The following is a 25,254-nucleotide window of genomic DNA, read 5'->3' as shown; positions in this document are numbered from 1 at the left end:
CTCCTTGTATCATGATATATGAGGCAAAAATGCCATAGAGATCATAGTTTCAGGTTCTTGCTTGAACTTCCGAAAAACAATTACTGAAGATCCGGTAATTCACAGGAATAAGTTTCGGATTCAAATGGGTAAGATAAGGTAAGACCGGAAGCATCTTCCTTGATCTCGAAAGCGATCCAGCCTTCGTTGGAACCAAAGTTCAGTTTGGTTCCTGACATACGTGTCATGCCAAGATTGGTCAGGAATTCATCATCAATGCGGGTGTATTCATTTCCGTCGCTGTCGGTCAGTTTCAGGGAAGCCCAGTCGATGACTTCCGTGCTGCCATCTTTGTTGATCTGCATTTTGATCAGATAATAAACGTTTCCGTCAGAAGCTTCCTTCACATAATCATTTGTCTCAACGCCGGTGTATCCAAGGTCAACGCTGACGTTTTCCAGAGATTTGTTCTTTTCCAGTTTTTCGACAACGAACTGCCATCCGGCAACCGTGGTATCGGAGATATCAGCGGCAGCTTCGGTTGCTGTCACATTTTCAGAAGATGCCTCGGTATCAGCAGCCTCAGATTCAGCAGCTGTCTCGGAATGGTCAGCAGTTTCAGATTCTGCGGCACTTTCAGTTGCAACGACTGAATCGGCAGCAGAACGGGAAGAAGCGGTTGTACCGGCGTTGTCAAGATTTGAGCATCCGGTCAGTGCAGACGCACAGAACAGTGTGGCACACAGTAGCATAGCAATTTTTTTCTTCATAATAAAAGACCTCATTTCTTATTAATTAATAAATTTCGGAAACTATTTACAGGGCATCTGTTGCCCCCGACATCATGGAAAATCTGCTCATGATGCTGCGGGCAGAAGATGCCGTAAAGGATTAGGAATCCGCAGATATTTTAACACAAAGCATAAGAAAATACCACGTTATCATAAGATAAAAAAGTGAGAAAAAAATGGAGAAATCTCAGTTGTTTACCAGTAAAGAGTGACAAACACAGCAAAAAGCGACAAACAAAAGAGAAAGAAAATGAAAAAAATATAAAGTCGTTGACAGATACCGGGCAGGGTGCTATATTCTCGTTGAACAAATGTTGAACGAAAAGTTACAGGAGGTGTGAAAATGAGCAGTCAGGGGACAAAAAATCAGAGACAGGAGCAGGCGGCGGCAACCAGACAGAAACTGCTCACATCGGCACAACATCTGTTTGCACAAAATGGTTATAAAGGAACGACGGTCCGTATGATCAACCGCAGTGTGGATCTGGCGGACGGACTTCTGTATCATTATTTTCCAGGTGGGAAAAAAGAAATTTTCAAAGAAGTCATCACCGGCAATATGCAGGAAATGTTTCAGGAGCTTCAGGAGCCGGAAAAGCAGGATGTATACGAAAAACTGCCGCTGGATGCGGCATTGGATGCAGCCTATATCAATTTTATGACGGTGATCGATGAGCATTTGGAATTTATCCGCATGATGGTGCGTGAGAACGGTGTCAGGGAATTTCTGTCAGAAGAAGAGGTCAGAAGCATCTGGAAGAACCGGATTCCGTGGCTGCCGACACTTCTGAAAAGAAAGATGGAAGCCGGGGAAGTCAAAGAAATGGATTTTGAGATGGCAGCCCTTTCCGTAAATTCTATTCTGATGCATTATGTGATGAAACGCGTTACCGATACCGGACACAGTACACTGGATGACAAGGCCTGGAGAAAGCGGCTGGTCGATTATCAGGTAAGTGTCTGGTCTGTGGAAAAACAGCCGGAAAATGAAAAAGAGCAAGAATAAAAAATACCGGAAAAAATCTGGAAGATAAAGAAGAAAGAAAGGTGAATCATATGTGGCATTTGTTGAAAGATATGCGAAAGAAGGACAAAGGACTTGCGTTTCTTGCCGTTCTTCTGATCGCAGGTCAGGTGTTTCTGGATCTGAAACTGCCGGACTATACAAAAGAAATCACCGTTCTGATCAGTTCTGAGAGCAATACGATCTCAGATTATCTGTTATCAGGCGGGAAGATGCTGGCATGTGCACTCGGAAGTGCCCTGCTGGCGGTAATTGTCGGTTATCTGGCTGCAAAGATTGCAGCAGATTTCAGTCACAATGTCAGAGGAAAAGTATTCCATAAGGTATTTGATTTTGGGGCGGGCGAGATCAGCAAATTTTCTACCTCAAGCCTGATCACACGTACGACAAACGATATCACGCAGATCCAGATGCTCGTAGCCATGGGACTGCAGGTGATGATCAAAGCACCGATCATGGCAGCCTGGGCGATCGTGAAGATTGTCGGCAAGAGCTGGCAGTTATCCGTTCTGACGGCATCAGCAGTCGTGCTGATTATGGTCGTGATCGGAACCCTGATGGCAGTGTTGCTTCCGAAATTCAAGACTGTACAGAAACAGGTCGATGACGTCAACCGTGTGACCCGCGAGAATCTGACCGGACTGAAAGTGGTCCGTGCATTCAATGCCGAAAAATATCAGGAAGACAAATTCGAAAACGTCAACGAAAATCTGATGAAAACGCAGATGTTCACCATGCGTGGCATGGCATTTCTGTTCCCGGTGATGATTTTTGTACAGAGTGCATTATCTCTTGGTATTTACTGGCTGGGAGCCAAACTGGTTGATGACATTTCGATCCCGTTAAACGGAACAATGACAGAAATATTCACGGCCATCGGTTCAAGGGCGGATATGCTTGGTGATGTAGTGGCATTTAATTCCTATGCCCTGTATGTAGTTATGGCATTTGTGCTGCTGCTTATGATTTTTGTCATGCTGCCAAGAGCACAGGTATCTGCAGGCCGTATCAATGAAGTGCTGAACTCCGATATCGCAGTCAGAGAAGGAAAAGATGACGGCAGACAGACGGAAGAAAAAGGCAGCATCACATTCAACGATGTGTCCTTCCGCTATCCGGGAGCCGCAGAAAACTGTCTGGAACACATCAGTTTCCAGGTAAACCAGGGCGAGACACTTGCCATCATCGGAGCGACCGGTTCCGGAAAATCAACGCTTGCAGGTCTGGCAGCAAGACTTTACGATGCCAGCGAGGGCGAAGTGCTGATTGATGGCAAAAATGTAAAAGATTACAGTTTCCGCGGACTGTATGACAAGATGGGATATGTTACACAGAAAGCAGTCCTGTTCTCCGATACGATCGAAGGAAACGTTGCGTTTGGTGAGGCGGCACAAGCGATCACCGAAGGGGATGTAAAGAAAGCCATCGATATCTCGCAGGCACAGGAATTTATTGATAAAATGGAAGAAGGTCTTTACAGCCATATCGCACAGAGCGGCGGCAATGTTTCCGGAGGTCAGAAACAGCGACTTTCGATCGCCCGTGCAATCGCCAGAAATCCGGAAATCCTGATTTTTGATGATTCGTTTTCAGCCCTGGATTATAAAACAGATAAAGAACTGCGAAGAAGACTTTCCACCGACCTTAAAAGTACCACCTGCGTGATCGTGGCACAGCGTATTGGAACGATCCGCCACGCCGACAAGATCATCGTACTCGATGACGGAAAGATGGCAGGTATCGGAACCCATGAAGAACTGATGAAAAACTGTGAAGTTTATCAGGAAATTGCTTTCTCTCAGCTTTCAAAAGCGGAACTTGCGTAAAGGAGATGCGGAATCATGCATAAAAAAAGACAAAAACCAAAGAATCTGAAAGCCGCATTGAGCAATCTGTTCTCTTACTGCAAAAAAGAAGCAGGTATCATTTTATTTGCACTGATCATGGCGGCATTAGGTGCAGTTCTGACGATCGCAGGACCGAATCAGATCAGTAAGATCACAGATTATATATATAACGGACTGACCGGCGGGATTTCCAGCGAAGCAGTCCAGGAAGACATCCAGAAACAGATCCAGTCCGGACAGATCAATATCATGGACTATCTGCCGGAGGGAACCGATCCGTCAAGTATTGATTTTCAGAATCTCGACCTGACGGACAAAAACTCCGAGCTTGCACAGAACATCGTGAACAACATTCGTTTAAGCGATGAGTTCCGGGCAGCCCATCAGGATGACGGCATCGATATGAACGGCATCTTCAAAGTGGCAGTTTTTCTTCTCGGACTGTATCTGATCAGTGCACTGTGCAGTTTCTCACAGCACTTTATCATGGCAACGGTGACACAGAAACTTTCCAAGCGTATGCGAAAAGATATTGACGGAAAGATCAACCGCCTGCCACTGAAGTATTTCTCAGAACATTCATATGGGGATGTGCTCTCCCGTGTGACGAACGATGTAGACACGATCGGTCAGGCATTTTCTAACAGCCTTGCAGCGATCGTATCAGCAGCGGCACAGTTTATCGGCTGTCTGATCATGATGTACTACACCAACTGGATCCTCGGAACGACCACTGTTGTGACCACACTGCTCGGTCTGGTGCTGATGGTGCTGATCATGAAACACTCCCAGCACTACTTCACCGACCGACAGAGAAGCCTGGGTGAGCTGAACGGCTACATCGAAGAAATGTATGCCGGTCATGATGTGATCCGTATTTCCGGAGCAGAGGGACAAGTCAGAGAACGTTTCGAAAAATTAAACGGAGCTGTCAGAACGGCAAACTACAAATCACAGTTCTTATCCGGACTGATGCAGCCGCTGATGACGTTTATCGGAAACTTCGGCTATGTGGCAGTCTGCATCATCGGTGCCCTGCTCGTTATGAAAGGTCAGATCACCTTTGGCGTGATCACGGCATTTCTGATCTATGTGCGTCTGTTTGAACAGCCGCTGCGTCAGATCTCCCAGGGTATGACAAACATCCAGTCCGCGGCAGCCGCTTCCGAGCGAGTTTTTGAGTTCCTTTCCGAGGAAGAGCTGGAAGATGAGTCTGCAAAGATGGCAAATGTAGAAGAAGTAGAGGGCGATGTGGTATTCTCCCATGTGAAATTTTCCTACCCGAGCGTGCCGGACAAAGAAATCATCCACGATTTCTCCGTTCACGTAAAACCGGGACAGAAAGCAGCCATCGTCGGTCCGACCGGTGCCGGAAAAACGACACTTGTCAACCTGCTGATGCGATTCTTTGAGCCAACCGGCGGTACCATTACGATTGACGGTGTGGACACAAAAGATATGACAAGAGAAAATGTCCACAGAAAATTCGGCATGGTGCTCCAGGACACCTGGCTGTTCGAGGGCAGTGTGCGTGAGAATCTTCTATATAATAATGAAAATGTATCCGAAGAAACGATGATAAATGCCTGCAAGGCGTGTGGCATCCACAGCTTCATCAAAGCACTGCCGCAGGGCTATGATACCATTCTGACAGACAATACTTCGATTTCAGCCGGACAGAAACAGCTGCTCACGATCGCAAGGGCAATGATCCAGAACAGCCCGATGCTGATCCTTGATGAGGCAACCTCAAGCGTCGATACGAGAACGGAGCTTCTGACCCAGAGGGCGATGGATCAGCTGACTCAGAAACGAACCAGTTTTGTGATTGCACACCGCCTGTCCACGATCAAGAATGCGGATATCATCCTGGTCATGCGTGACGGTGACATTGTAGAGCAGGGAAATCATGAAGAACTTCTGGCAAAAGGCGGATTCTATGCAGATCTGTATACCAGCCAGTTTGAACAAAGTGAGGTACAGGCATAATGAGAGGAAAAACGATCGTAATTGACAGAGAATACGGAAGCGGCGGCCGGGAGGTCGCAAAGCTTCTCTCAGAGAAACTTGGAATCCCGTTTTATGACGGTGAACTGCTGGTACTTGCCAGCGAAAAATACGGCATTGACCTTGGCATGATGAAAGATTACGACGAGAAACGTATGGGAAGCATCCTGTACAGTATTGCCATGGCGACCAGCTATGCCAGCGATTTTGACAAGATCACAAAACCATATGAGATCTACGAGGCTCAGGCAAAAGTCATGCGTCAGCTGGTGTCTGAAGGACCGTGCATTTTTCTTGGAAGATGTGCGGCTGAAATTTTGAAAGACAAAACAGAGCTTTTAAATGTCTTTATCTACAGTAGCGACCAGCATGCAAAAACAGAACGCATCATAAGAGTGGATGGTGTTGCACAGAGCAATGCGGTCACGGAATTACATAAAAGAGATGTTCAGCGGGGCAATTATTATCATTATTTTTCAAAAAAAACCTGGGGTGACCGTAATCATTATGACCTTTGCCTGAATACCGCAGAATTAGGTTATGAGAAAGCGGCAGAGATCCTGGCAGCTGCCGCAAAATAAGACCTCATTTATCAGTGACGGGATATGGTCTTGCATCTGATATGGCTTTCAACGGATGAAAGAGGTTCCAGATGAGAAATTGTTTCCTTTACATTACTCTGCTTTTTGTATATAATATGGCTGTAAGTTCATACTAACAAGAAAAGAAAAGGAGGCAATAAAATTATGAAAATTTTGTTTTTTGGTGCGAAAAGTTATGACATAAAATCTTTTGATGCGTATCTGGACAAAGAAGAATACAAAGATCTGGATGTTGTATACATTGAGCCGAATCTTACTCCTCAGACAGCAATGCTGGCTGCCGGTTATGAAGCCGTGTGTGCATTCGTAAATATGGACTTGAGTGCGGAGACAATCGATATTTTAAATACATGCAAGGTAAAACTGATCCTGATGCGTTGTGCAGGCTTCAACAACGTGGATCTCGAGAGAGCAAAAGGATACGGCATGACCGTCACACGCGTGCCGAGCTACTCACCGGAAGCTGTTGCAGAGCATGCGATGGCACTGGCTCTGACGGCAAACCGCCACACGCACAAAGCGTACATCAAAGTACGTGAAAACAACTACAGCCTGAACGGACTGATGGGTGTCAACTTCTACAAAAAGACCGCAGGTATCGTCGGAACCGGAAAAATCGGTGCTGCAATGGCACGTATCTGCCACGGATTTGGTATGAAAGTGCTCGGCTACGATATGTACCCGAACAAAGATCTGGATTTCGTAGAGTATGTTGATCTGGATACGCTGCTTTCCCAGTCTGACCTGATCTCCCTTCACTGCCCGTTAATGGAAGAGACACATCACATGATCAATATCGACACGATCCAGAAAATGAAAGACGGTGTGATTCTGGTCAACACCTCAAGAGGCGGACTGATCAAGACAGATGACCTGATCCAGGGAATCCGCGAGAACAAATTCTTTGCCGTTGGTCTGGATGTGTACGAAGAAGAGAACGGTTCCGTTTACGAAGACATGTCCGAGACGATCCTGGAGCACTCGACCGTTGCAAGGCTGTTATCTTTCCCGAATGTTATGGTGACATCCCATCAGGCATTCTTTACCGAAGAAGCACTGGCAGCGATCAGTGAAGTGACACTGGATAATGCCATGAGTTATCTGAAAGGCACACCGAACGGAAACGAACTGTAAGGTGCGTTTGCTGAAAGCGGATGACAGAAACAATATGAAATAGAATGATATAAAATAAGAAGAAAGAGGAATTTTTGAAGAAGAGTTCTACTTTCTTCTTATTTTTGTTCAGGCAGAATACACGTGAAAGCCAGTATTTTGTATACAGAGTACAGAATCCGGTAAAAAGAGATGTGATCCGAAAAATCGGATGAAAAAGGGAGCATCTGGAAAAATATTTCACTGGATTATAGCAGGAAAGCATGATATACTTACAGACAGTGCAGTTATTTCGCACAGTGAAAAGCAGTATCTGTGAAAGGCTGCAGCATAAAATCAAAAACAAGGAGGATCCAAATGGGAGATTTTAAAGAATGGTTATCGGATAACCTGCGTTATTTCCTGGTCGGTGTTGTCGTGATACTGATCATCGGCGGTTCAATCCTGGGACTGAAGATTTATTCTTCAAAGGTCAATGGAAACAGTGATCCGGCTGTGATCCGTAAAAATACAGAGGCACAGACAGAGACCGGAAAAGAAACTGAGACAAAGAAACAGACTGAAAAAGAAACGAAAAAGCAGACAGAGAAAGAAACCAAAAAACAGACCGAAAAAGAAACCAAAAAACAGACGGAAAAAGCGACAGAAAAGCAGACCGAAAGTTCAACATCTTCCAATGCAGGTACAGACAGTAAAGGAAGTACAGCAGATAACAGCCAAAATGGCAGCAATTCCGCAAACAATGCTTCACAGAACAGTGGCGGCACATACAGTAATGGCTCACAGAGCAGCGACGGTACATATGATAATGCAGGCAATGATGCAACGACCGATGGCAGTGACTACAGCAATGACACGCAGGATGTGACAACGCCGCAGACGGATGCTGCCCAGCCGGTTTACATGACGATCAATTCCGCATGCTACATGCGTTCTTACCCGGACTACGGTGACAACATCATCGGTCAGTTTGAGGCAGGTACGACCGTAGAGTTCTTAGGAGATGAGGGCGGATGGTACAAGGTTTCCGTAAATGGCCAGGTGGGCTATATGGGAGCCAGATTTTTTAACTGACAGACGTTGACAAAGCAGCATGGCTGAGGTATGATAACAAGAAGACAGAGAGGTCGGATTCTGGACTTCTCTGTCCTTTTTTATCAAATTTAAAATTTAAAATGTAAAGGAAAACTGTCACGGCAGGTTTCCTGGATTGAAAGGGAGAGCGGAACAATGAAGAAAAAAGCATTAGCAGCAGTACTTGTAGCAGCAGTAACGATGTCTATGGCAGGATGCGGAAGCAAGCAGGCAGCATCCACAGACGGCGGAAGCAAAACAGAAAGTGAAGCAGGAAGCGATGCGGCAGCAGCGGATTCCGGAGAAAAGAAAACCCTGCGTGTCGGCATGGAATGTGCCTATGCACCGTACAACTGGACACAGAGCGATGATTCCAACGGAGCCGTTCCGATTTCAGGTTCTTCTGATTATGCATACGGCTATGACGTTATGATGGCAAAACACATCTGTGAAGAGCTTGGCTGGGATCTGGAGATCGTAAAGATGGATTGGGACAGCCTTCCGACATCGGTAAGTTCCGGGGCCATTGACTGTGCGATCGCAGGACAGTCTATTACCGCAAAACGTCTGGAATCCGTAGATTTCACAGACCCGTATTATTATGCATCCATCGTGACACTGGTAAAAAAGGACGGACCGTATAAAGATGCAAAAGGTCTGGCAGACTTAAAGGGTGCAACGGCTACTTCTCAGATCAACACCGTATGGTATGATACCTGCCTTGATCAGATCGAAGATGTAAACAAACTGCCGGCTTATGAAACCACAGGAACGATGCTGGTATCTCTGGAATCCGGAGCATGTGACCTGATCTGTACCGACCAGCCGACTGCAATGGCAGCTTGTGTGGCTTATCCGGATATGGAAATGCTGGATTTCTCCTCTTCGGATGACAATTATCAGGTATCAGACGAAGAGATCAACATCGGTATCTCTGTAAAGAAAGGCAATCAGGAACTGGTGGATGAGATCAACAGCGTTCTGGAAAAAATGACAAAAGAAGACTATGAGCAGATGATGAACGAAGCGATCTCCGTACAGCCATTGTCTGAATAAACACGTATGGGAGGAAATGTATTATGAGCAGTACTTTGCCAACAGACTACTGGGCCAGAGTCGTTTATCTGGTCACACACTACAGTGCATCCTTCCTTCGCGGGGCAGGAAGCACCCTGCTGATCGCCCTGGTGGGTACCTTTGTCGGATGTCTGATCGGTTTTGCGGTCGGCATCGTGCAGACCATTCCGGTGTCCAAACAGGATTCCATCATCAAAAGAGCCCTGTTGTTTATCGTAAAACTGATTCTGAACATCTACGTGGAAGTATTCCGCGGAACACCTATGATCGTCCAGGCGATGTTTATCTATTTTGGTGCCATGCAGTATCTCGGCATCACTATGGGAATGTGGTTCGCTGCATTCTTTATCGTGTCGATCAACACCGGAGCCTACATGGCAGAGACCGTGCGAGGCGGTATCTTATCGATCGATCCGGGACAGACCGAAGGTGCAAAAGCAATCGGTATGACGCACTTTCAGACAATGCTGTACGTCATTTTCCCGCAGACGCTGCGAAACATCATTCCGCAGATCGGCAACAACCTGATCATCAACATCAAAGACTCCTCGGTACTGTCCGTAATCGGTGTTATCGAGCTGTATTATGCGGCAAAACAGACAGCCGGAGCTTATTACTGGTGGTTTGAGGCAATGACTGTAGCGATGGTCCTCTATCTGATCATGACCTTTGTCTTTTCAAGACTTCTGCGCTTCTGGGAGTCCAAACTGGACGGACCGGCAAGTTTTGATCTGGCAACGACCGATCAGCTGGCACATACGAGCGGAAATTACAGTTATCCGGGAGAAGGAAGCTTTGACAAAGAGAGAAATATCGAAACTGATGTGAACGGAGGAAGAGACAAATGAATAGAGATGCGATTCTGGAAGTAAAACACCTGTCCAAATCTTTTGGTGCCAACGCCGTTCTCAAAGACATTGATTTTGTTGTACATCCGGGCGATGTGACATCGATCATCGGTTCTTCCGGTTCCGGCAAATCCACACTGCTTCGCTGCATCAACCTTCTGGAGACACCGACCTCCGGGGATGTGGTATTTCATGGAGACAGCGTGGTGGATAAAAAGGTCAATGCGGCAGCATACCGTGCAAAAGTAGGCATGGTATTTCAGTCTTTTAATCTGTTCAACAATATGTCGGTTCTTGAGAACTGCATCATTGGACAGACAAAAGTTCTGAAAAGAAACAAAGAAGAAGCAAAAGAAAAGGCCATGCAGTATCTGACAAAAGTCGGCATGAACCCGTACATCAATGCGAAGCCGCGTCAGCTTTCCGGCGGACAGAAACAGCGTGTGGCGATCGCCCGTGCTCTGGCGATGGAGCCGGAGATCCTGCTCTTTGACGAGCCGACATCCGCACTGGACCCGGAAATGGTAGGTGAAGTACTGGAAGTTATGCGTGGACTGGCAAACGAAGGCATGACCATGCTGGTCGTTACACACGAGATGGCATTCGCAAGGGACGTTTCCAACCATGTCGTTTACATGGCGGACGGTGTCATCTGCGAAGAAGGCAGTCCTTCGGATATTTTTGAAAATCCGCAGAATGCAAGGACAAAAGATTTCCTGGCCAGATTCCGTGCAAAATAAAAACAGAGACAAAAAAGAGAAATATAAAAAGAAAAACCAGAAAAAGCTCTCAGGCAATGTCATAGGGACAAAGCCGGGGAGCTTTTTGCGTGTGTGCAGGCGGCAAAGAGATCAGAACGTGAGTCGGATCAGCATTTTTCATAGGCAAGACGCGGATCACCGTTTGCAAGATGGATGATGCCGCATTTGCGGAATCCGTTTTTTTCAAGCACATGCTGCATGATCTTGTTGTCGTGGTGTGTGTCGATGCGAAGATGGGAAGTCTGCGGCTCGCAGAAATCCAGCACTTTTCGCAGAAATCTGTGCACCTGCCCGTCACTTGCGACCATGTGGATCACGCCGTAAGGGGCAGCGGATAACCAGTTGCCCTCTGAGATCTGTGCATAAGTCGGATCGTTTTCGATGGCAAAATAAAAACAGCCGTGGATCTGCGAAAAATCATCGGGATCCGTGAAGACAAACAGCTTCTGTGCGAGGATACATTCCCGGAGCAGATCGGCGGAAGGATGTCCGTCTGCCCACTGGGTCGGGTTCCCGGTTTTTGCCATAAAAGCCCGGGCAGTTGCATAAATATTCAGGATGACAGGAAAGTCATCCATAACAGCTTTTCGTACCATAAAAAACCTCCAAAGTATAAAAAATCCACAAAAAAAATTGCAGACGGATGCATTCGATTTTGTAAACATTCAAAATCCGCATCTTTCCTACGGAAATAATTATAAATGATAGCATGGAAACAGAAGAATGTAAAGAGAGCACAGGCACTCTGCTGCCGATTTTGAGAAATATGCAACAAGCCTTGTATCGCAGGAAAAAATAAAGTATAATGCTTAAATGCGGAAGAATGACGCACCGTTTCTACAACTGGATGTCTCTCCGACTAAAAGGATAAAAAGGATGATAACATGGACAGCAGAGAGTATCTGAACTATGTTTTAGATAAATTGCAGGAGCGTATCCGCAAACTGGATGATGCGATCCTGCACGGACAGAAAGAAATCGAAAATATGCATGAGTACTACTGGGAAAACTACACGGAGATGGACCAGTATGGCTACGAAGATTTTGATAATCAGCAGGCACTGCTTGGTCAGGTCAATGCCAACAAGGAGAAGCTGGATCTTCGCCGGAGATTCAAAAAGATGCTGGATTCCCCGTTTTTCGGGCGGGTGGATTTCATCTACGACGGCGAAGAAGAGGCAGAAACGTTTTATATCGGCATCGGCAATTTTTCAAAAGAATCCGGAAGACTCCCGCTGGTCTATGACTGGCGTGCCCCGGTTTCCAGCCTGTTTTATGACTACGACAAAGGAGAAGCTTACTATGATGCCCCGGCAGGACGCATGGAGGGCGAAGTACTTTCCAAATGGCAGTACAAGATCCGTGGCGGGAAGATGATTTATGCATTTGAGAGTGATGTCAAGATCGATGATGAGGTTTTAAAGCAGGAGCTTGGCAGCCACGGGGATGTCAAACTGAAAAACATCATCAAGACGATCCAGAAAGAGCAGAATGCGATCATCCGCAACACACAGGACCGGATCCTGGCAATCCAGGGCGTGGCCGGAAGCGGCAAGACTTCCGTGGCACTGCACCGCATTGCCTATCTGCTCTATCATGACCGGGAGAATCTCAAGTCTTCGAATGTGCTGGTGCTTTCACCAAACGGTGTATTCTCAGATTATATTTCCCACATCCTTCCGGAGCTTGGCGAGGAGAATATCCGGGAGATGAGTTTTGATATGTTTGCCTACAGGGAGCTCCGGGATACGGTCAGCGACTGCGAAGACCGCTGTGACCAGATCGAAAAAGAGCTTCTCGATGAAAAATATGCAGAAAGTTGCCGCAAAAAACAGTCGATCGATTTTGTATTGCAGCTTAATGAGTTTGTGCTGGGACTGGAAGACCGCCTGATGCGTTTTTCGGACCTGAAATACAAGGGCATGACAAAGAGCGAACGTCAGCTGACGGAGATGTTTTATTATCGCTTTCCGGATATTCCGCTGCTGGAGCGTATGCAGGCTGTCATGGATTACGTGGTTGATGAGTACGAAACGCTGATCGGCAGAGATCTCGGCGATGACGAGATCGAGATCGTACGTGGCAAATTCATGAAAATGTACCGCAGTACGGATCTGTACGTGTTGTATAACTGGTTCCTGAAAGAATACGGCTATGAGACACTGCCGCAGGTTTCTTATGAGAAACGCTTTCTGAAATATGAAGATGTTTATCCGATGTTGTATCTGAAATATCTTCTAAAAAGTCGCAGGATGGACCGAAACATCCGTCATCTGGTGATCGATGAGATGCAGGATTATTCCTACATGCAGTATCTGATCCTGGATAAGATGTTCTCCTGCAAGATGACGATCCTCGGAGATAAAGCCCAGACCATGGAGGAGAAAACGAGGGATGTTTTAAGTTTCCTGCCGCGTGTTTTTGGCCGCGGCATCCGAAAGATCAATATGAACAAGAGTTACCGCAACACCATGGAGATCGCATCTTATGCCAATTCCATTTCAGATGTATCCGATATGGAGCTGTTTGAGCGTCATGGAAAACCAGTGGAAGAGCAGACATTTTCAGACAGAAAGGCGGCACTGGAAGCCGTTCTTGAGAAACTGCGTCTGGAAGAGTTTGAGACGGCCGCTGTGATCGAGATGACACAGGAGCGTGCAAAGAAAAGTGCCGCTTATCTGAAAGAGCGGATGGAAGAGCTTGGCATGGATACAGAGAATCGTTTTTCCGTGGTAGATCGTGACAGCACTCACTTCAAAAAGGGACTGACCGTCACGACCTTCTATCTTGCAAAAGGTCTGGAATTTGACCAGGTATTTGCAATTTATACGACGCAGGACAATACGCCGCTGCACCGGCAGGCCAGATACATCTGTGCGACAAGGGCACTGCATGAATTGTATATGTATGAAGTAAAAGCAAGTCAGGATTAAAGAAAGGCAAAATCAAATAAGTTCAGATGCAATCTGGCGTTCTCGTTCTTTTTTTGAGAACACGCAGCCGCAGTAGTCCTGCCGGTACAGACCATAAAGAGCTGAAAGCTCGACGGAACGTTTATAACCATTTTTCTTTTTGAAATCGGAAGGAAGCCATGGGATACCGTAAGTATCTGCAAGTTCCTCTCCGATTTCATTTAATTTCTGGGCGTTTTTTAAAGGACTGATCGAGAGTGTCGTGCAGAAATAGTCAAATCCATGTTCCTTTGCAAGCTGTGCCGTTTTTTCCAGACGGAGCCGATAGCACTGAAAACAACGTTCGCCGCCTTCCGGAATCTTTTCCAGTCCCTTTGCCATATCATAGAATCGTTCCTTGTCAAAGTCTCCCTCGAGAAACGAGACCGGATACTTCTGCGGAATCTGGCAGATCAGATGCTGCTGTTCTTTTACACGGTGCAGATACTCTTCGTCCGGGTAAATATTCGGATTGTAATAAAAAACCGTGATCTGAAAATAATCGGATAAGTATTCGATCACGTAACTGCTGCACGGTGCACAGCAGCTGTGCAGAAAAAGAGAAGGGATTCTGCCTTCGCACTGGTTCTGCTCCAGCAGTTTATCCAGTTCTTTCTGAAAATTTATCTTATTAGCCATAAAAGCCATCCTTTCTGTAATACTTTTGCCCCTGCTATTCTTAGTTTATCACAATCCCGGAAAGCAGACAATTCATAATCAAAACTTCCTCATGCATCATAAAATAAATTAGAAAAAAAAGAGAAGGAGACCGTGATGTCAGAGCTTTTGGAAGTGAATCATGTCAGCTATGCCTATCACAGCATAGATGGCGAGACGGAAACATTGGCGGATATTTCTTTTCATATAAAAGAAGGGGAATTTGCAGCAATCGTGGGTCCGAGCGGCTGTGGAAAATCCACGCTGCTTTCACTGATCTGCGGACTTTTAAAGCCGGAAAAAGGCGAGATCCTGCTCGATGGCAAAAGCATCGCAGGCGAAAAAGAGCGGATCGGCTATATGCTGCAGAAAGATTATCTGTTTGAGTGGAGGAGCATTTACAGCAATGTGATGCTGGGGCTGGAGATCCAGAAGAAAAAGAGTGAAAAATATACGAAACGCGTGGATCAGATGTTAAAAGACTATGGATTGTGGGACTTCCGGGATGTAAGGCCGTCGCAGCTCTCCGGCGGGATGCGGCAGAGGGCGGCACTGATCCGCACACTGGCACTTCAGCCGGAATTGTTGCTTCTGGATGAGCCATTTTCGGCACTTGATTATCAGACCAGACTTTCGGTCTGTGAAGATATTTATCGGATCATCAAAAAAGAACAGAAGACGGCGGTGCTGGTGACGCATGATCTCTCTGAGGCGATCAGCATGGCAGACCGGATTTTTGTGCTGAGCAAACGCCCGGCAGAGATCAAAAAAGAAATCAAACTTGATTTTAATATGAAAGAACGCACGCCGATGCAGGTTCGAAATGCACCGCAGTTTCGGGATTATTTCAATCTTATCTGGAAGGAGCTGAATGAACATGACTAAGCCTTCCGAATCGCAGAAAAACTATATCCGGACGGTAAGAAGGAGAAGACGCACCGTGCAGTTCATGCGTCTTTTTCTTTTCCTGTTTTTTGTGGTTTTATGGGAAGTGGCCGCAGAATTTTCGTGGATCGACAGCTTTATTTTCAGCAGTCCGCTGCGAATCGCAAAAACCGCCTGGCAGATGCTTCAGGATGGAAGCCTGACCATGCACATCGGTGTGACGCTCTCTGAGACATTGATCAGCTTTGCCCTGGTGGTTATCTGCGGAATCCTGCTTGCCATTCTACTGTGGATGCTGCCGATGGTATCGGAGATCCTGGAGCCGGCACTTGTGGTGCTGAACAGCCTGCCGAAATCTGCACTGGCTCCGCTTCTGATCGTGTGGCTCGGTGCCAACATCAAAACGATCATTCTGGCGGGCATGTCGGTGGCTGTTTTCGGGACGATTTTAAATCTTTATACCTGCTTTTCGCAGAGTTCACCGGAGAAAGAGAAACTGATCTATACGCTTGGAGGAACAAAAAAAGATACGCTTCTGAAAGTCGTGCTGCCTGGAACGGTGCCGAACATCTTAAGCATTATGAAAGTCAACATCGGACTGTGTCTGGTCGGTGTCGTGATCGGGGAATTTATCGGGGCGAGAAGAGGACTTGGCTATTTAATCATCTACGGCTCCCAGGTGTTTAAACTGGACTGGGTGCTGATGTCGATCGTGATCCTCTGCGTGATCGCCATGCTTTTATATGCACTGCTTGGCAGGCTGGAAGCAGCCTGCCTGAAAAGATTATAAAAGGTATGATATACAGAAAAATCAGAGTGCTTTGCGGTGCTTTTTGCGGTACTCCGCTGGAGAAAGCCCGGTTTCACTTTTGAACATCCGGGAAAAGCCGGAAAAATTGGAGTACGAAAGCGAGGAGGCAATGTCGCTGATGCTTCTTGTAGTGTCGGTCAGAAGACATTTTGCCTCCTGTAGTCGCACTTCCGATAAATAATCACTGATCCGCTTGCCGGTCTCTTTTTTGAAAATTTTTGCCATGTAATCCGGGCTTAAAAATACCTGGCTGGCAAGCTCTTCACGCGTGATCGCCTTGTTTTCTTTCACCAGTTCAAAGATCTTTTTGACGATCATGGCAGATTTTTCTGTATCATCTCCATCACCAAGGCTTTCTGTGGCAGAAGAAGCCTGCACAAGAAGCAGATCCGCCTGCTTTTGCAGCGTCAGGTAATCGCCCTCCTCACCGGTCAGGATCTGCAGGGATGCACCGAATTTCTGACGAAAAAACTGAATCAGATCACTGCAGTGTTTGTCAAAGGCTTCCCGGTCAAGAAAGAGATCCGGAGATACAAAAGACAGGAAAAAGCAAGGCTTTGGCTCGATTGCCGGAGGCCAGCCCGGATCTTCGACAAAAAATTCGTTCAGGGCATTTTTCACACAGTAAGAGAGCACGCCAAGATCCGTATTTTCAGACGGAAGCGAGCTGATGTAAAACAGACAGGGAACATAGTGAGCATCCTTATCAAAAAAGACGCTGTTTCTGGAGGCATCCCAGAGAATATAGTCGGCATCGCTGTTCTGATAGGAACCGCTGACCAGCTGCAGCCAGAAGTGCTCCGAAGCGAGCAGACGTTCCGGCGGCTGGGAGGCAAAGAGCGAGCGGTTCAGTTTCTGACGGTTTCTGGACTGCTGGACGGCTTCTTTTACTGCCTGGCTAATCTCTTCGATATCAAACGGTTTTAAGAGATAGGCAAACGCATGGTAGGAGATGGCCTCTTTTGCAAAAGAAAAGTCAGAATGACAGGTCAGGAACAGGATCAGAAGGTCAGGATAGTTCTCTGACAGCCATTTTGCGAGGTCAAGCCCGGTTCCGTTTGGCATCTCAATATCACAGATCATGATCTGGATATCCGATTCCTGACAGATTTGTCTGGCAGCTTTGATATTACCACAGGTAAAGACCTGATCAATTCCAAGAGATTTCCAGTTGATTGCATGTTCCAGTGCCTCAAGGGCAAATGCTTCATCGTCTACAAGAAGTAAATTCATAAGATTACACTCCAATCTGATTTCTCATAGTTGGAGAAGACTCCAGCTTTTATAAATGGTGAGTAACAAATATTTCTGTTTGCCTTTTGGTTTCAGGCTGAACTTACATGAAATTTGCCATTCTGCGGCAAAAGCAGGTTGATCTTTGCTCCGCCCTGTGAGCGGTTTTCAAAACGTAAAACATAATTGCTTCCATATATATAAGAAAGTCTCTGTCTTACATTGCGGATGCCGATGTGCTTTTCACCGGTCTTTTGAGAAGGAACTTCCGGTTTGGAGAGCTTCTCCAGGGATTCTTTGGAAAATCCGATTCCATTGTCTTCAATGCAAAGAGAAAGATAAAGTTTCCCGTCTTTTATGACCGGTGCGGCATGGATGATGATCTGCATCTTTGCAGAGTCGGAACAGCCATGTTTGAAAATATTCTCTACGAAAGTATGCAAAGTCAGCACCGGAATCTGCATTTTTTCTGCCTGCGGATCGATCTTAAAATCAGTATCAAGATCATTCTGGAAGCGGATCTGCTGGATGTGCAGATAATTTTGCACATGTTTTAGCTCTTCAGAGAGGACGACCATGCTGTCGGAGCTTTTGAAAAGGTAGCGGAAATACTTCATCAGGGTAGAAGAAAAATCCACGACCAGCTCAGAGCGGCCACTCAGCCCAAGACTGTAGATCAGGTTCAGGCAGTTCAAAAAGAAATGCGGCTTGATCTGTAAGGTCAGGTACTGAAGTTCGGCGTAAGCCTGGTTCAGCTTCTCTTCGTAGATCTGCAGTTTCAGATCATGAATCTGCCCGATCATATAGTTAAAGGTTTCCGTCAGCTCTGCAAATTCATCATGAGTATCCGGGATCGGCAGATGGCTGTCGAAATCTCCCTGTTCGACAGCCTCCATTGCTTTGATGATTCGAAGCACCGGAGAAACCATCTGTCGCCAGGTGATGATCAGCATTGCCGTAACAAACGAAAAACTGACAAGTGCGATGATCAGGATCGCATACTGGAACCAGGAGAAAGCTCCCAGTACGTAAGCAGTCGGGATATAGAGGATGATCCGGTAATGGTTTCTGGCAGAATCAACCGGGACCTTCACGCAACGACTGCGGTCCAGCTCCTTTGCACCGTAAAGGAAATCTTCCCCGGCATCCTGGTTGGAGAGAATCAGGGCACCATGCGTGCTGGCAGTCAGATCCCTGAAATCTTCAAACACGTATTCGCTGGATGCAAAAGCACCGACGTAGACATTTTTGTATTCCATCAGATCTATAAGATAACTTTTCTGCGTCATACGCAGGAAGGTCCAGCCGCTGATCTGCGGTTTTGTGACCGGAAACGTACGAGAAAGACAGGCCTGGCGGATGTATTGCCGCATCTCCATGCGTTCCGGATAAGAATCATAGTTTGCACTCTGAAAGATCAGGATATCCTGATCCGGAATATAGAAAAACAGGCTGGCAGTGCTGGTGTACGTGTCCAGGTAATCCGTAAAATCGGCAAGGATCGCACGCTGCTCATCCGGAGCATCCTCCCCGCTTTGCAGTCCGTGGTAGTTGTTCTCATCCAGAAGAAACGAAGCCAGATAGTTCGAAATATGGTCAAGCGAAGTATCCACAGTTGCCAGCTGCAGAGAAAGCGTGTTATGATTGTACTGTATACTTTGCTGCCGCAGAAGACGTTTGCCGTACTCGCTTCCGAGCAGAATACAGACAAGCAGAGGGATGCTGGTGACCAGATAAACCCAGAGCAGCCGTTTCTTTGTGGCAGATTTGAAAAATAAGCTTTTATGTTTTTTCATAAAGACCTCCAATGGTCTTATTTTACCGTATTTACCCTTAGAAAGGAAGAAAAAATTATGAAAATTCACGAAAGAATGTCCGAAAAAAGATGTTTTTATATGATAGCGTTTCTTGCTGTAATACTTTTTGTGCTGTCCGGATGTGAAAAACAGCAGCCGGAAAGCGAAAGTGCAGATTCCATCCCGACCATCAACATCGGTATTTCGGCGAGAACCGGACTGAGCAAAAACCTTTCGGAAGTCAATCAGACGCTTGGAGATCTGACGGAAGAAAAGATCGGCGTGCGTGCCCGGCTTGTCTGGACCGGACTGAACAGCAGCCAGGGAAACAGTTATTATAAAAACAGGCAGCTCGGTGTGGATATCCTCAACATTTATTTCAATCAGTTTGAAAACTACCGTCAGAAAAACCTGCTGCTGGATATGGAGCCGTATATGGCAGAGGCACTCGCCCTGCAGGAAGTGCTGGATGAGAAAACAGATCTGCCGGAGGATGAAAGAGAAGGCGTTTATGGGATCCCAAAGCCGTTAAGTGATATCCATACGAACGGCGTGATCCTGAACCGCACCTATGTGGAGAAGTATCATATGGACATTTCCAATATCCATAAACCGGAAGATCTGGAGCCGCTGCTTGACATCATAAAAAAAGAACGCCCGGATGTTGTGCCGTGGGCATTGGAAAAAAGGGGAAATGCCGTGGTCGAGCGTTCCCCGATCGCCGATATACTGGACGGGTGTCTGGCAGGTATATTATATGAAGGAACGGATGATACCGTCTGCAATATTTACGAGAGCGATGCCTACACAAAACGGGTGGAACTGGCAAAACGCTGGCAGGAGAAGGGCTATCTGGCAAAAGATGTGATCACAAACATTGAATCAGGACAGTCACAGGTGATCGCCGGGGATGCATTTGCGGCAGAATTTGTCATCAAACCGGATGAGATGCAGTACGAAGAGAGCCTCTACGGAGACAAAGTCATTATTATCCCATTTGACAATCGGCCGGTTCTGGATACCGAGGATGACTGGGTGACTGTCTGGAGCATTTTTTCGGAGACAAAGTATCCGGAAGAGGCCGTCAAAGTGCTAGGTCTTCTGTATTCGGATGAAGATGTGCTGAATACGATCCTGTACGGTGTAGAGGGGATGCACTACGAAGTGCAGGAAGATGGAAGTTTTGCATTCCCGTCCGGCATCAACAGCAGCAACGTCGGATATTTCTGTTCCACGAAATGGCAGTTCAATACGCCAAAAGCCGGTATCTGGAGCGGCATGTCCGATGATCTGGAGGGAGATTTTAAAACCTTTATCGCTTCCGCAAATATTTCACCGGCGTATGGATTCTGGCTGGATGAGAGCAAGATCACGGTGGATATCCAGAAACTGAAAGAGATCGTATCTCGTTACAAAAAGAACCTGAATATCGGGCTTGGAGACGACGGCAAAGATGTCGATACTTACCTGGAAGAATTTCGAAAAGAGCTCCGGGAAGCCGGAAGTGAAGAGCTGGTAAAAGAAGTGCGGGATCAGTATCAGGCATGGAAGACGAAAAAAGAGTATGATGTGGGTGTCAAAAGTCCCCAACTATGATGCCTACGGATTGTTCCGTGCGTTGCACTCCCACAATCCTCCCAAGTATTCGCATATCGTGGGATTATCCTCCCACTTTTATGCTCATATCGGGGCGGGTCCCAAGGTCTTTCATCCACCTATGAGCAAGCTCATGTGGATTTAGACCTTTTGACCCTGGCATCATAGTATATAAATGAATGAAAAATGAACATTTTATGCCTGAAAATGAACAAATAGGACGGAAAATGAGTGGTTTGGGAAAGAAAAAAGCGATATCATATAGGCACATTGAAACAGAGTTCTGGAACGTGAAAATCCCTGAGCCTGTTTGAACGAATTATATGGTATGTGTTAAGGAGGTAACTTATGAATCACTCAAAAAAATGGTCAAAGAAAGCGATTTCCATGGCATTGGTAGCAGCTATGGTCGGAACGAGCGTAATGCCGACATTTGCAGCTTCTACCGATCCAAATGCAAGTGCAAAGCGTGAAGCAACAAACGCAGCAATTTCCCAGAAGGCAGCTACACAGGGTATGGTTCTTCTGGAGAACAACAATAACTCCCTGCCGATCGCCCAGACAAAAGGAACGAAAGTAGCACTGTTTGGTGTAGGTTCCTATAAGACGATCAAAGGCGGTACCGGATCCGGTGATGTTTACCTGAAGGACGGTGCAAACATTACGGTAGAACAGGGCTTTGAAGATGCCGGATACGATGTGGTAAACCAGGATTTCCTGACAGCTCAGAACACAGCATATGAAAAAGCAGAATCAGAAGCAGGAAGTGGCGGTATGTTCAGCAGCTTCGTATATAAAGAAGAAGCTTATGCAGAAGCAGATGTAACGGCAGCAGCCGGAAAAACAGACACCGCAATCTATGTGCTGGCACGTAACTCAGGCGAAGGTGCTGACCGTAAAGCAGAAAAAGGCGATTATTATCTGACAGACAACGAAGCAGCCAACCTGAAACTGCTGGGGCAGAAATTTAAAAATGTAGTTGTTGTCCTCAATACAGGCGGTATTGTTGATACCAACTTCTTCAACGGCAAAGGCGGATACGCAGCAAATGATTCTCTGAACCGCAGCAAGATCGAAGGACTGGATTCTCTGGTACTGATGTCACAGGCAGGTATGAACGGAGGACGTGCCCTGGTTCAGATCCTGAACGGTGAAGTAAATCCATCCGGTAAACTGACCGATACCTGGGCAGTTGATTATAATGATTATCCATCATCTGCAACCTTCTCCTGGAACGATGCCGTACATAAAGACGGGGAGACAAAAGAAGAAAGCAATGCAGCAAATACTGCAGCAACCGCAGAAGAAGTTTACAACGATGATATTTATGTAGGCTATCGTTTCTTCGATACCTTTGGAAAGAAAGTAGCTTATGAATTCGGTTACGGCGAATCCTATACGGATTTTGATATTAAAGTAAAAACAGTAAAAGCAGATGCAGAAAATATCAGCGTGGTAGCAGAAGTTAAAAATACAGGAAAAGTTACCGGTAAAGAAGTTGTAGAAGTTTATTTCTCCGCACCGGAAGGCAATCTGGACAAACCGTATCAGGAACTGGCAGCATACCAGAAAGTTGAAGTAAAAGCAGGTGAAACCAAAGAAGTAACCCTTTCCTTTGACACCGATGAGATGGCAAGCTACGATGAAAATAATGAACAGTATGTACTGGAAGACGGAACCTACAAGATCCGTGTGGGCAACAGCTCCAGAAATACCGTAGAGGCAGCTGATATCAAACTGGACAAAGATGTTGTTACCGAAAAAGCAGAAAATGCTCTGGGAATGACAAAAGATAAAATGCAGACAGGTACTTACACCGCTGATCATGTGGTAGCAGAAGGCGGAGCTTACAAGATGGATATCCTGGATGAGAAATCCACAGGATACGGCACAGGCATCACACCAACCACAGAAGGTTTGAGTGCAGCAAAAGCATCCTTAAGTCTTGCAGCTTCCAGCTTTGAAAAAACAGAAACGCATGCGTACACAGACGGAAAAGTAACTTCCTACATAAGTGAGGATAAAGATTCTGATTCTAATGCATACAGCAAGAATGCAGATCTGGAAAAAGAAACAAAGAAAACCGTAAAAGCAGCAAAAGATGCAACTCTGGTAGATGTTGTGAACGGCAAACTTACCATGGAAGAACTGGTAGCAAACATGAGCAGCACAGAGCTGGCTGACCTGGTGGAAGGCGGTACCTACGACGGACTGTCAGCAGGATCTTCAAGCTCAGCAGTTATCGGTTCCCAGGCAGATTCCGTATATGGAGCAGCCGGTGAGACAACAAGCAACCTGTACAACTCCAGATACATCCCGAACATCGTACTGTCCGATGGACCTGCAGGTATCCGTATCACAAAAGAGTACATCCAGTACGAACTGGTCGGTGCAGATGCAACATTTGATGCAAACCAGACTTACTATACAGGCAAGTACAGCTGGAGCGGCATGAATTATACAGAAAAAGCAATTGCCAATGAGACAGAATTCAAAAAACTTCTTACAGATGGCGAAAAACTGTATACAACCGATAACACCAAATACTATCAGTACTGTACAGCAATGCCGATCGGTACTCTGCTTGCACAGGCATGGGATCCGGCTGTCATTGAAGAAGTAGGCCGTGCAGTCGGTACAGAAATGCTGGAATATGGCGTTACATCCTGGCTTGCACCGGGCATGAACATCCACAGAAACCCGCTTTGCGGACGTAACTTTGAGTACTACTCAGAAGATCCACTGATCTCCGGTGAAGCAGCTGCCGCTGAGACAAAAGGTGTTCAGACAAAAGCAGACGGAACATACTCCGGAATCGGTGTTACTCTGAAACATTTCGCATTCAACAACCAGGAACAGCAGCGTATGGGAAGCAACTCTGTTGTATCTGAGAGAGCAGCAAGAGAGATTTACCTGAAAGGCTTTGAAATCGGCGTAGAAGAAGCTCAGCCGGATTACATCATGAGCTCCTACAACATGGTAAACGGTTATCCGACCTTTGAAAACTATGGTCTGCTGACAACGATGTTAAGAGATGAATGGGGATTTGAAGGATTTGTAATGACAGATTGGTATTCCATAAGCCGTGTCAATGGTGCAAACAAAGGCAAAAACGTACAGGGACTGCTGATGTGGGCAGGAAATGACTGTGAGATGCCTGGCGGAAACGTAAAGAATATGCTGACAGCACTGAATACAGACAAGACATTAAGACTTGGTGACCTGCAGAAATCCGCAGTTAATATGCTGAATGTTATCGCAAAGAGTGCAGTATTTGAAAATATGCTGGACAAACTGGCAACAAGTGATGATGCAGTGACAGCAGCAGAAGCAAAACAGGCAAAAGCAATCCTGACAAAGAACAAAGCACAGAAAGTTCTGGATGACTTAGGCTATGAATCAAAAGAAGATGCAGCTGTAAAAGCTCAGATCGCAGCAGCAGAAAAAGCAAAAGCAGAAGCAGAAGCCGCAGCAAAAGCAGCAAAAGCAGAGGCAGATGCAGCAAAAGCAGAAGCAGCATCCGCAAATGTAAAACTTGAAAAGAATGCATTTAGAGCGAAAAAAGCAGCCGTTAAGAAAGTAACCGGAAAGAGCAAAGCTGCAGTTGTCAAAGTGAAAAAAGTAAAAGGAGCAGACGGTTATCAGGTACAGTACTCCAAGAAAGCAAACTTCAAGAGTGCTAAGAAAGCAAACATAAAGAAACTGAACGTTACTCTGAAGAGACTGAGCAAAGGCAGCAAATACTATGTACGTGTAAGAGCTTACAAGACCATCAACGGTCAGAAAGTTTACACCAAGTACTCTGCAAAGAAAACGGTAAAAGTAAAATAAAATTATCCCAAACCTTGAAACACACTCGGGAGGATGCCGGAAGGCGTCCTCCCACTTTTTTATCGTGTTCGAGATCACAAAACATAAACAGTAGCAGCTATTGAAGCAGATGAATGGCTGAAAAAGATGAACATAATATGAACACACAGGACGGAAAATGAACAATTTATGTCGGAAAATGAGTGGTTTCGTGAACGGTAATTAGATATAATAGCATCACAATCAATCAAAGAAGGCAGTAAAGATTAAAAAGTAAGTAAGAAACCTCTTACTATATAGCAACAGGGAAAGACGGCGGAGTTTGAGTGATCCGCCGTTTTTTCTTGCCAGGAAAAGTCGCCTGTGATACACTGAACTACAGAATTCGGCAT

19 protein-coding genes are annotated in these 25,254 nt (G+C 46.1%); 14 read left to right on the top strand and 5 right to left on the bottom strand.

The annotated features are described in order from the left end of the window. Positions 1 to 80: 80 nt before the first annotated feature. Positions 81 to 749 carry a DUF4352 domain-containing protein gene (locus LKD42_RS04025; protein ID WP_248834869.1) on the bottom strand — a complete coding sequence of 223 codons (669 nt, stop codon included), beginning with the start codon at positions 747 to 749 and terminating at the stop codon, positions 81 to 83. Positions 750 to 1,113: 364 nt separating this feature from the next. On the opposite strand from LKD42_RS04025, the gene LKD42_RS04020 reads away from it, so the two are divergent. From LKD42_RS04020 to LKD42_RS03980, 9 genes are all read left to right on the top strand, one after another. Further along, positions 1,114 to 1,776, top strand: coding sequence for a TetR/AcrR family transcriptional regulator (locus tag LKD42_RS04020; RefSeq protein WP_022118780.1), 663 nt, complete (start codon positions 1,114 to 1,116; stop codon positions 1,774 to 1,776). Between the two features lie 50 nt (positions 1,777 to 1,826). Next, on the top strand, positions 1,827 to 3,620 hold the full coding sequence (locus tag LKD42_RS04015; RefSeq protein WP_248834868.1) for an ABC transporter ATP-binding protein: 1,794 nt from the start codon (positions 1,827 to 1,829) through the stop codon (positions 3,618 to 3,620). A gap of 15 nt (positions 3,621 to 3,635) precedes the next feature. Then, entirely contained in the window at positions 3,636 to 5,630 is a 1,995-nt protein-coding gene (locus LKD42_RS04010; RefSeq protein WP_248834867.1) for an ABC transporter ATP-binding protein, read from the top strand. After that, positions 5,630 to 6,229, top strand: a complete 600-nt coding sequence (locus LKD42_RS04005; RefSeq protein ID WP_022118777.1) for a cytidylate kinase-like family protein — start codon at positions 5,630 to 5,632, stop codon at positions 6,227 to 6,229. The genes LKD42_RS04010 and LKD42_RS04005 overlap by 1 nt, the downstream gene beginning before the upstream one ends. A gap of 165 nt (positions 6,230 to 6,394) precedes the next feature. Continuing rightward, positions 6,395 to 7,384 (top strand): 2-hydroxyacid dehydrogenase, encoded by a 990-nt coding sequence (locus LKD42_RS04000; protein ID WP_147631084.1) that lies wholly within the window; start codon positions 6,395 to 6,397, stop codon positions 7,382 to 7,384. Positions 7,385 to 7,720: 336 nt separating this feature from the next. Next, on the top strand, positions 7,721 to 8,437 hold the full coding sequence (locus tag LKD42_RS03995; protein ID WP_147631085.1) for an SH3 domain-containing protein: 717 nt from the start codon (positions 7,721 to 7,723) through the stop codon (positions 8,435 to 8,437). Between the two features lie 156 nt (positions 8,438 to 8,593). Continuing rightward, positions 8,594 to 9,493: a transporter substrate-binding domain-containing protein gene (locus tag LKD42_RS03990; protein ID WP_022118774.1), complete on the top strand. Its 900-nt coding sequence runs from the start codon at positions 8,594 to 8,596 to the stop codon at positions 9,491 to 9,493. 35 nt (positions 9,494 to 9,528) lie between these two features. Next, positions 9,529 to 10,362, top strand: a complete 834-nt coding sequence (locus tag LKD42_RS03985; RefSeq protein WP_173865554.1) for an amino acid ABC transporter permease — start codon at positions 9,529 to 9,531, stop codon at positions 10,360 to 10,362. Next, positions 10,359 to 11,102: an amino acid ABC transporter ATP-binding protein gene (locus LKD42_RS03980; RefSeq protein ID WP_022118772.1), complete on the top strand. Its 744-nt coding sequence runs from the start codon at positions 10,359 to 10,361 to the stop codon at positions 11,100 to 11,102. The genes LKD42_RS03985 and LKD42_RS03980 overlap by 4 nt, the downstream gene beginning before the upstream one ends. Before the next feature lie 128 nt (positions 11,103 to 11,230). Here LKD42_RS03980 and LKD42_RS03975 read toward each other — a convergent pair whose 3' ends face one another. Beyond that, positions 11,231 to 11,719: a GNAT family N-acetyltransferase gene (locus LKD42_RS03975; protein WP_248834866.1), complete on the bottom strand. Its 489-nt coding sequence runs from the start codon at positions 11,717 to 11,719 to the stop codon at positions 11,231 to 11,233. Positions 11,720 to 12,007: 288 nt separating this feature from the next. Between LKD42_RS03975 and LKD42_RS03970 the strand changes: the two genes are divergently transcribed. Further along, positions 12,008 to 14,056 carry a HelD family protein gene (locus tag LKD42_RS03970; RefSeq protein WP_248834865.1) on the top strand — a complete coding sequence of 683 codons (2,049 nt, stop codon included), beginning with the start codon at positions 12,008 to 12,010 and terminating at the stop codon, positions 14,054 to 14,056. A 12-nt stretch (positions 14,057 to 14,068) separates the two neighbouring features. Here the strand turns inward: LKD42_RS03970 and LKD42_RS03965 are convergent, their stop codons facing one another. Continuing rightward, positions 14,069 to 14,713, bottom strand: a complete 645-nt coding sequence (locus tag LKD42_RS03965) for an epoxyqueuosine reductase QueH (protein ID WP_248834864.1) — start codon at positions 14,711 to 14,713, stop codon at positions 14,069 to 14,071. A gap of 135 nt (positions 14,714 to 14,848) precedes the next feature. Here LKD42_RS03965 and LKD42_RS03960 point away from each other — a divergent pair, with 135 nt between their 5' ends. Both LKD42_RS03960 and LKD42_RS03955 read left to right on the top strand, forming a co-directional pair. Then, positions 14,849 to 15,616 (top strand): ABC transporter ATP-binding protein, encoded by a 768-nt coding sequence (locus LKD42_RS03960; protein WP_147631089.1) that lies wholly within the window; start codon positions 14,849 to 14,851, stop codon positions 15,614 to 15,616. Then, positions 15,609 to 16,406, top strand: coding sequence for an ABC transporter permease (locus LKD42_RS03955; protein WP_248834907.1), 798 nt, complete (start codon positions 15,609 to 15,611; stop codon positions 16,404 to 16,406). The genes LKD42_RS03960 and LKD42_RS03955 overlap by 8 nt, the downstream gene beginning before the upstream one ends. Positions 16,407 to 16,427: 21 nt before the next feature. Here the strand turns inward: LKD42_RS03955 and LKD42_RS03950 are convergent, their stop codons facing one another. Together LKD42_RS03950 and LKD42_RS03945 are read right to left on the bottom strand one after the other, a co-directional pair. Beyond that, positions 16,428 to 17,660 carry a response regulator transcription factor gene (locus LKD42_RS03950; protein ID WP_248834863.1) on the bottom strand — a complete coding sequence of 411 codons (1,233 nt, stop codon included), beginning with the start codon at positions 17,658 to 17,660 and terminating at the stop codon, positions 16,428 to 16,430. A 92-nt stretch (positions 17,661 to 17,752) separates the two neighbouring features. Further along, positions 17,753 to 19,456 carry a sensor histidine kinase gene (locus tag LKD42_RS03945; protein WP_248834862.1) on the bottom strand — a complete coding sequence of 568 codons (1,704 nt, stop codon included), beginning with the start codon at positions 19,454 to 19,456 and terminating at the stop codon, positions 17,753 to 17,755. A gap of 57 nt (positions 19,457 to 19,513) precedes the next feature. Between LKD42_RS03945 and LKD42_RS03940 the strand changes: the two genes are divergently transcribed. Continuing rightward, on the top strand, positions 19,514 to 21,052 hold the full coding sequence (locus LKD42_RS03940) for an ABC transporter substrate-binding protein (protein ID WP_248834861.1): 1,539 nt from the start codon (positions 19,514 to 19,516) through the stop codon (positions 21,050 to 21,052). Positions 21,053 to 21,400: 348 nt separating this feature from the next. Next, a complete protein-coding gene (locus LKD42_RS03935) occupies positions 21,401 to 24,883 on the top strand; it encodes a glycoside hydrolase family 3 N-terminal domain-containing protein (protein ID WP_248834860.1) in 3,483 nt (1,160 codons plus the stop codon). Positions 24,884 to 25,254 lie beyond the last annotated feature (371 nt).

The organism is Hominisplanchenecus faecis (assembly GCF_020687205.1).
Classification (GTDB): domain Bacteria; phylum Bacillota; class Clostridia; order Lachnospirales; family Lachnospiraceae; genus Hominisplanchenecus; species Hominisplanchenecus faecis.
Note: the sequence above shows the minus strand (reverse complement) of the source record. Positions and strands in the feature narration are given on the sequence as shown.

What these genes read in the sequence shown, in the direction of transcription:
- LKD42_RS03945 (WP_248834862.1), bottom strand. Translation starts at nt 19,456, where the DNA reads ATGAAAAAACATAAAAGCTTATTTTTCAAATCTGCCACAAAGAAACGG.
- LKD42_RS04010 (WP_248834867.1), top strand. Translation starts at nt 3,636, where the DNA reads ATGCATAAAAAAAGACAAAAACCAAAGAATCTGAAAGCCGCATTGAGC.
- LKD42_RS04005 (WP_022118777.1), top strand. Translation starts at nt 5,630, where the DNA reads ATGAGAGGAAAAACGATCGTAATTGACAGAGAATACGGAAGCGGCGGC.
- LKD42_RS03975 (WP_248834866.1), bottom strand. Translation starts at nt 11,719, where the DNA reads ATGGTACGAAAAGCTGTTATGGATGACTTTCCTGTCATCCTGAATATT.
- LKD42_RS04025 (WP_248834869.1), bottom strand. Translation starts at nt 749, where the DNA reads ATGAAGAAAAAAATTGCTATGCTACTGTGTGCCACACTGTTCTGTGCG.
- LKD42_RS03955 (WP_248834907.1), top strand. Translation starts at nt 15,609, where the DNA reads ATGACTAAGCCTTCCGAATCGCAGAAAAACTATATCCGGACGGTAAGA.
- LKD42_RS04015 (WP_248834868.1), top strand. Translation starts at nt 1,827, where the DNA reads ATGTGGCATTTGTTGAAAGATATGCGAAAGAAGGACAAAGGACTTGCG.
- LKD42_RS04000 (WP_147631084.1), top strand. Translation starts at nt 6,395, where the DNA reads ATGAAAATTTTGTTTTTTGGTGCGAAAAGTTATGACATAAAATCTTTT.
- LKD42_RS03950 (WP_248834863.1), bottom strand. Translation starts at nt 17,660, where the DNA reads ATGAATTTACTTCTTGTAGACGATGAAGCATTTGCCCTTGAGGCACTG.
- LKD42_RS03970 (WP_248834865.1), top strand. Translation starts at nt 12,008, where the DNA reads ATGGACAGCAGAGAGTATCTGAACTATGTTTTAGATAAATTGCAGGAG.
- LKD42_RS03960 (WP_147631089.1), top strand. Translation starts at nt 14,849, where the DNA reads ATGTCAGAGCTTTTGGAAGTGAATCATGTCAGCTATGCCTATCACAGC.
- LKD42_RS03965 (WP_248834864.1), bottom strand. Translation starts at nt 14,713, where the DNA reads ATGGCTAATAAGATAAATTTTCAGAAAGAACTGGATAAACTGCTGGAG.
- LKD42_RS03935 (WP_248834860.1), top strand. Translation starts at nt 21,401, where the DNA reads ATGAATCACTCAAAAAAATGGTCAAAGAAAGCGATTTCCATGGCATTG.
- LKD42_RS03995 (WP_147631085.1), top strand. Translation starts at nt 7,721, where the DNA reads ATGGGAGATTTTAAAGAATGGTTATCGGATAACCTGCGTTATTTCCTG.
- LKD42_RS03940 (WP_248834861.1), top strand. Translation starts at nt 19,514, where the DNA reads ATGAAAATTCACGAAAGAATGTCCGAAAAAAGATGTTTTTATATGATA.
- LKD42_RS03980 (WP_022118772.1), top strand. Translation starts at nt 10,359, where the DNA reads ATGAATAGAGATGCGATTCTGGAAGTAAAACACCTGTCCAAATCTTTT.
- LKD42_RS04020 (WP_022118780.1), top strand. Translation starts at nt 1,114, where the DNA reads ATGAGCAGTCAGGGGACAAAAAATCAGAGACAGGAGCAGGCGGCGGCA.
- LKD42_RS03990 (WP_022118774.1), top strand. Translation starts at nt 8,594, where the DNA reads ATGAAGAAAAAAGCATTAGCAGCAGTACTTGTAGCAGCAGTAACGATG.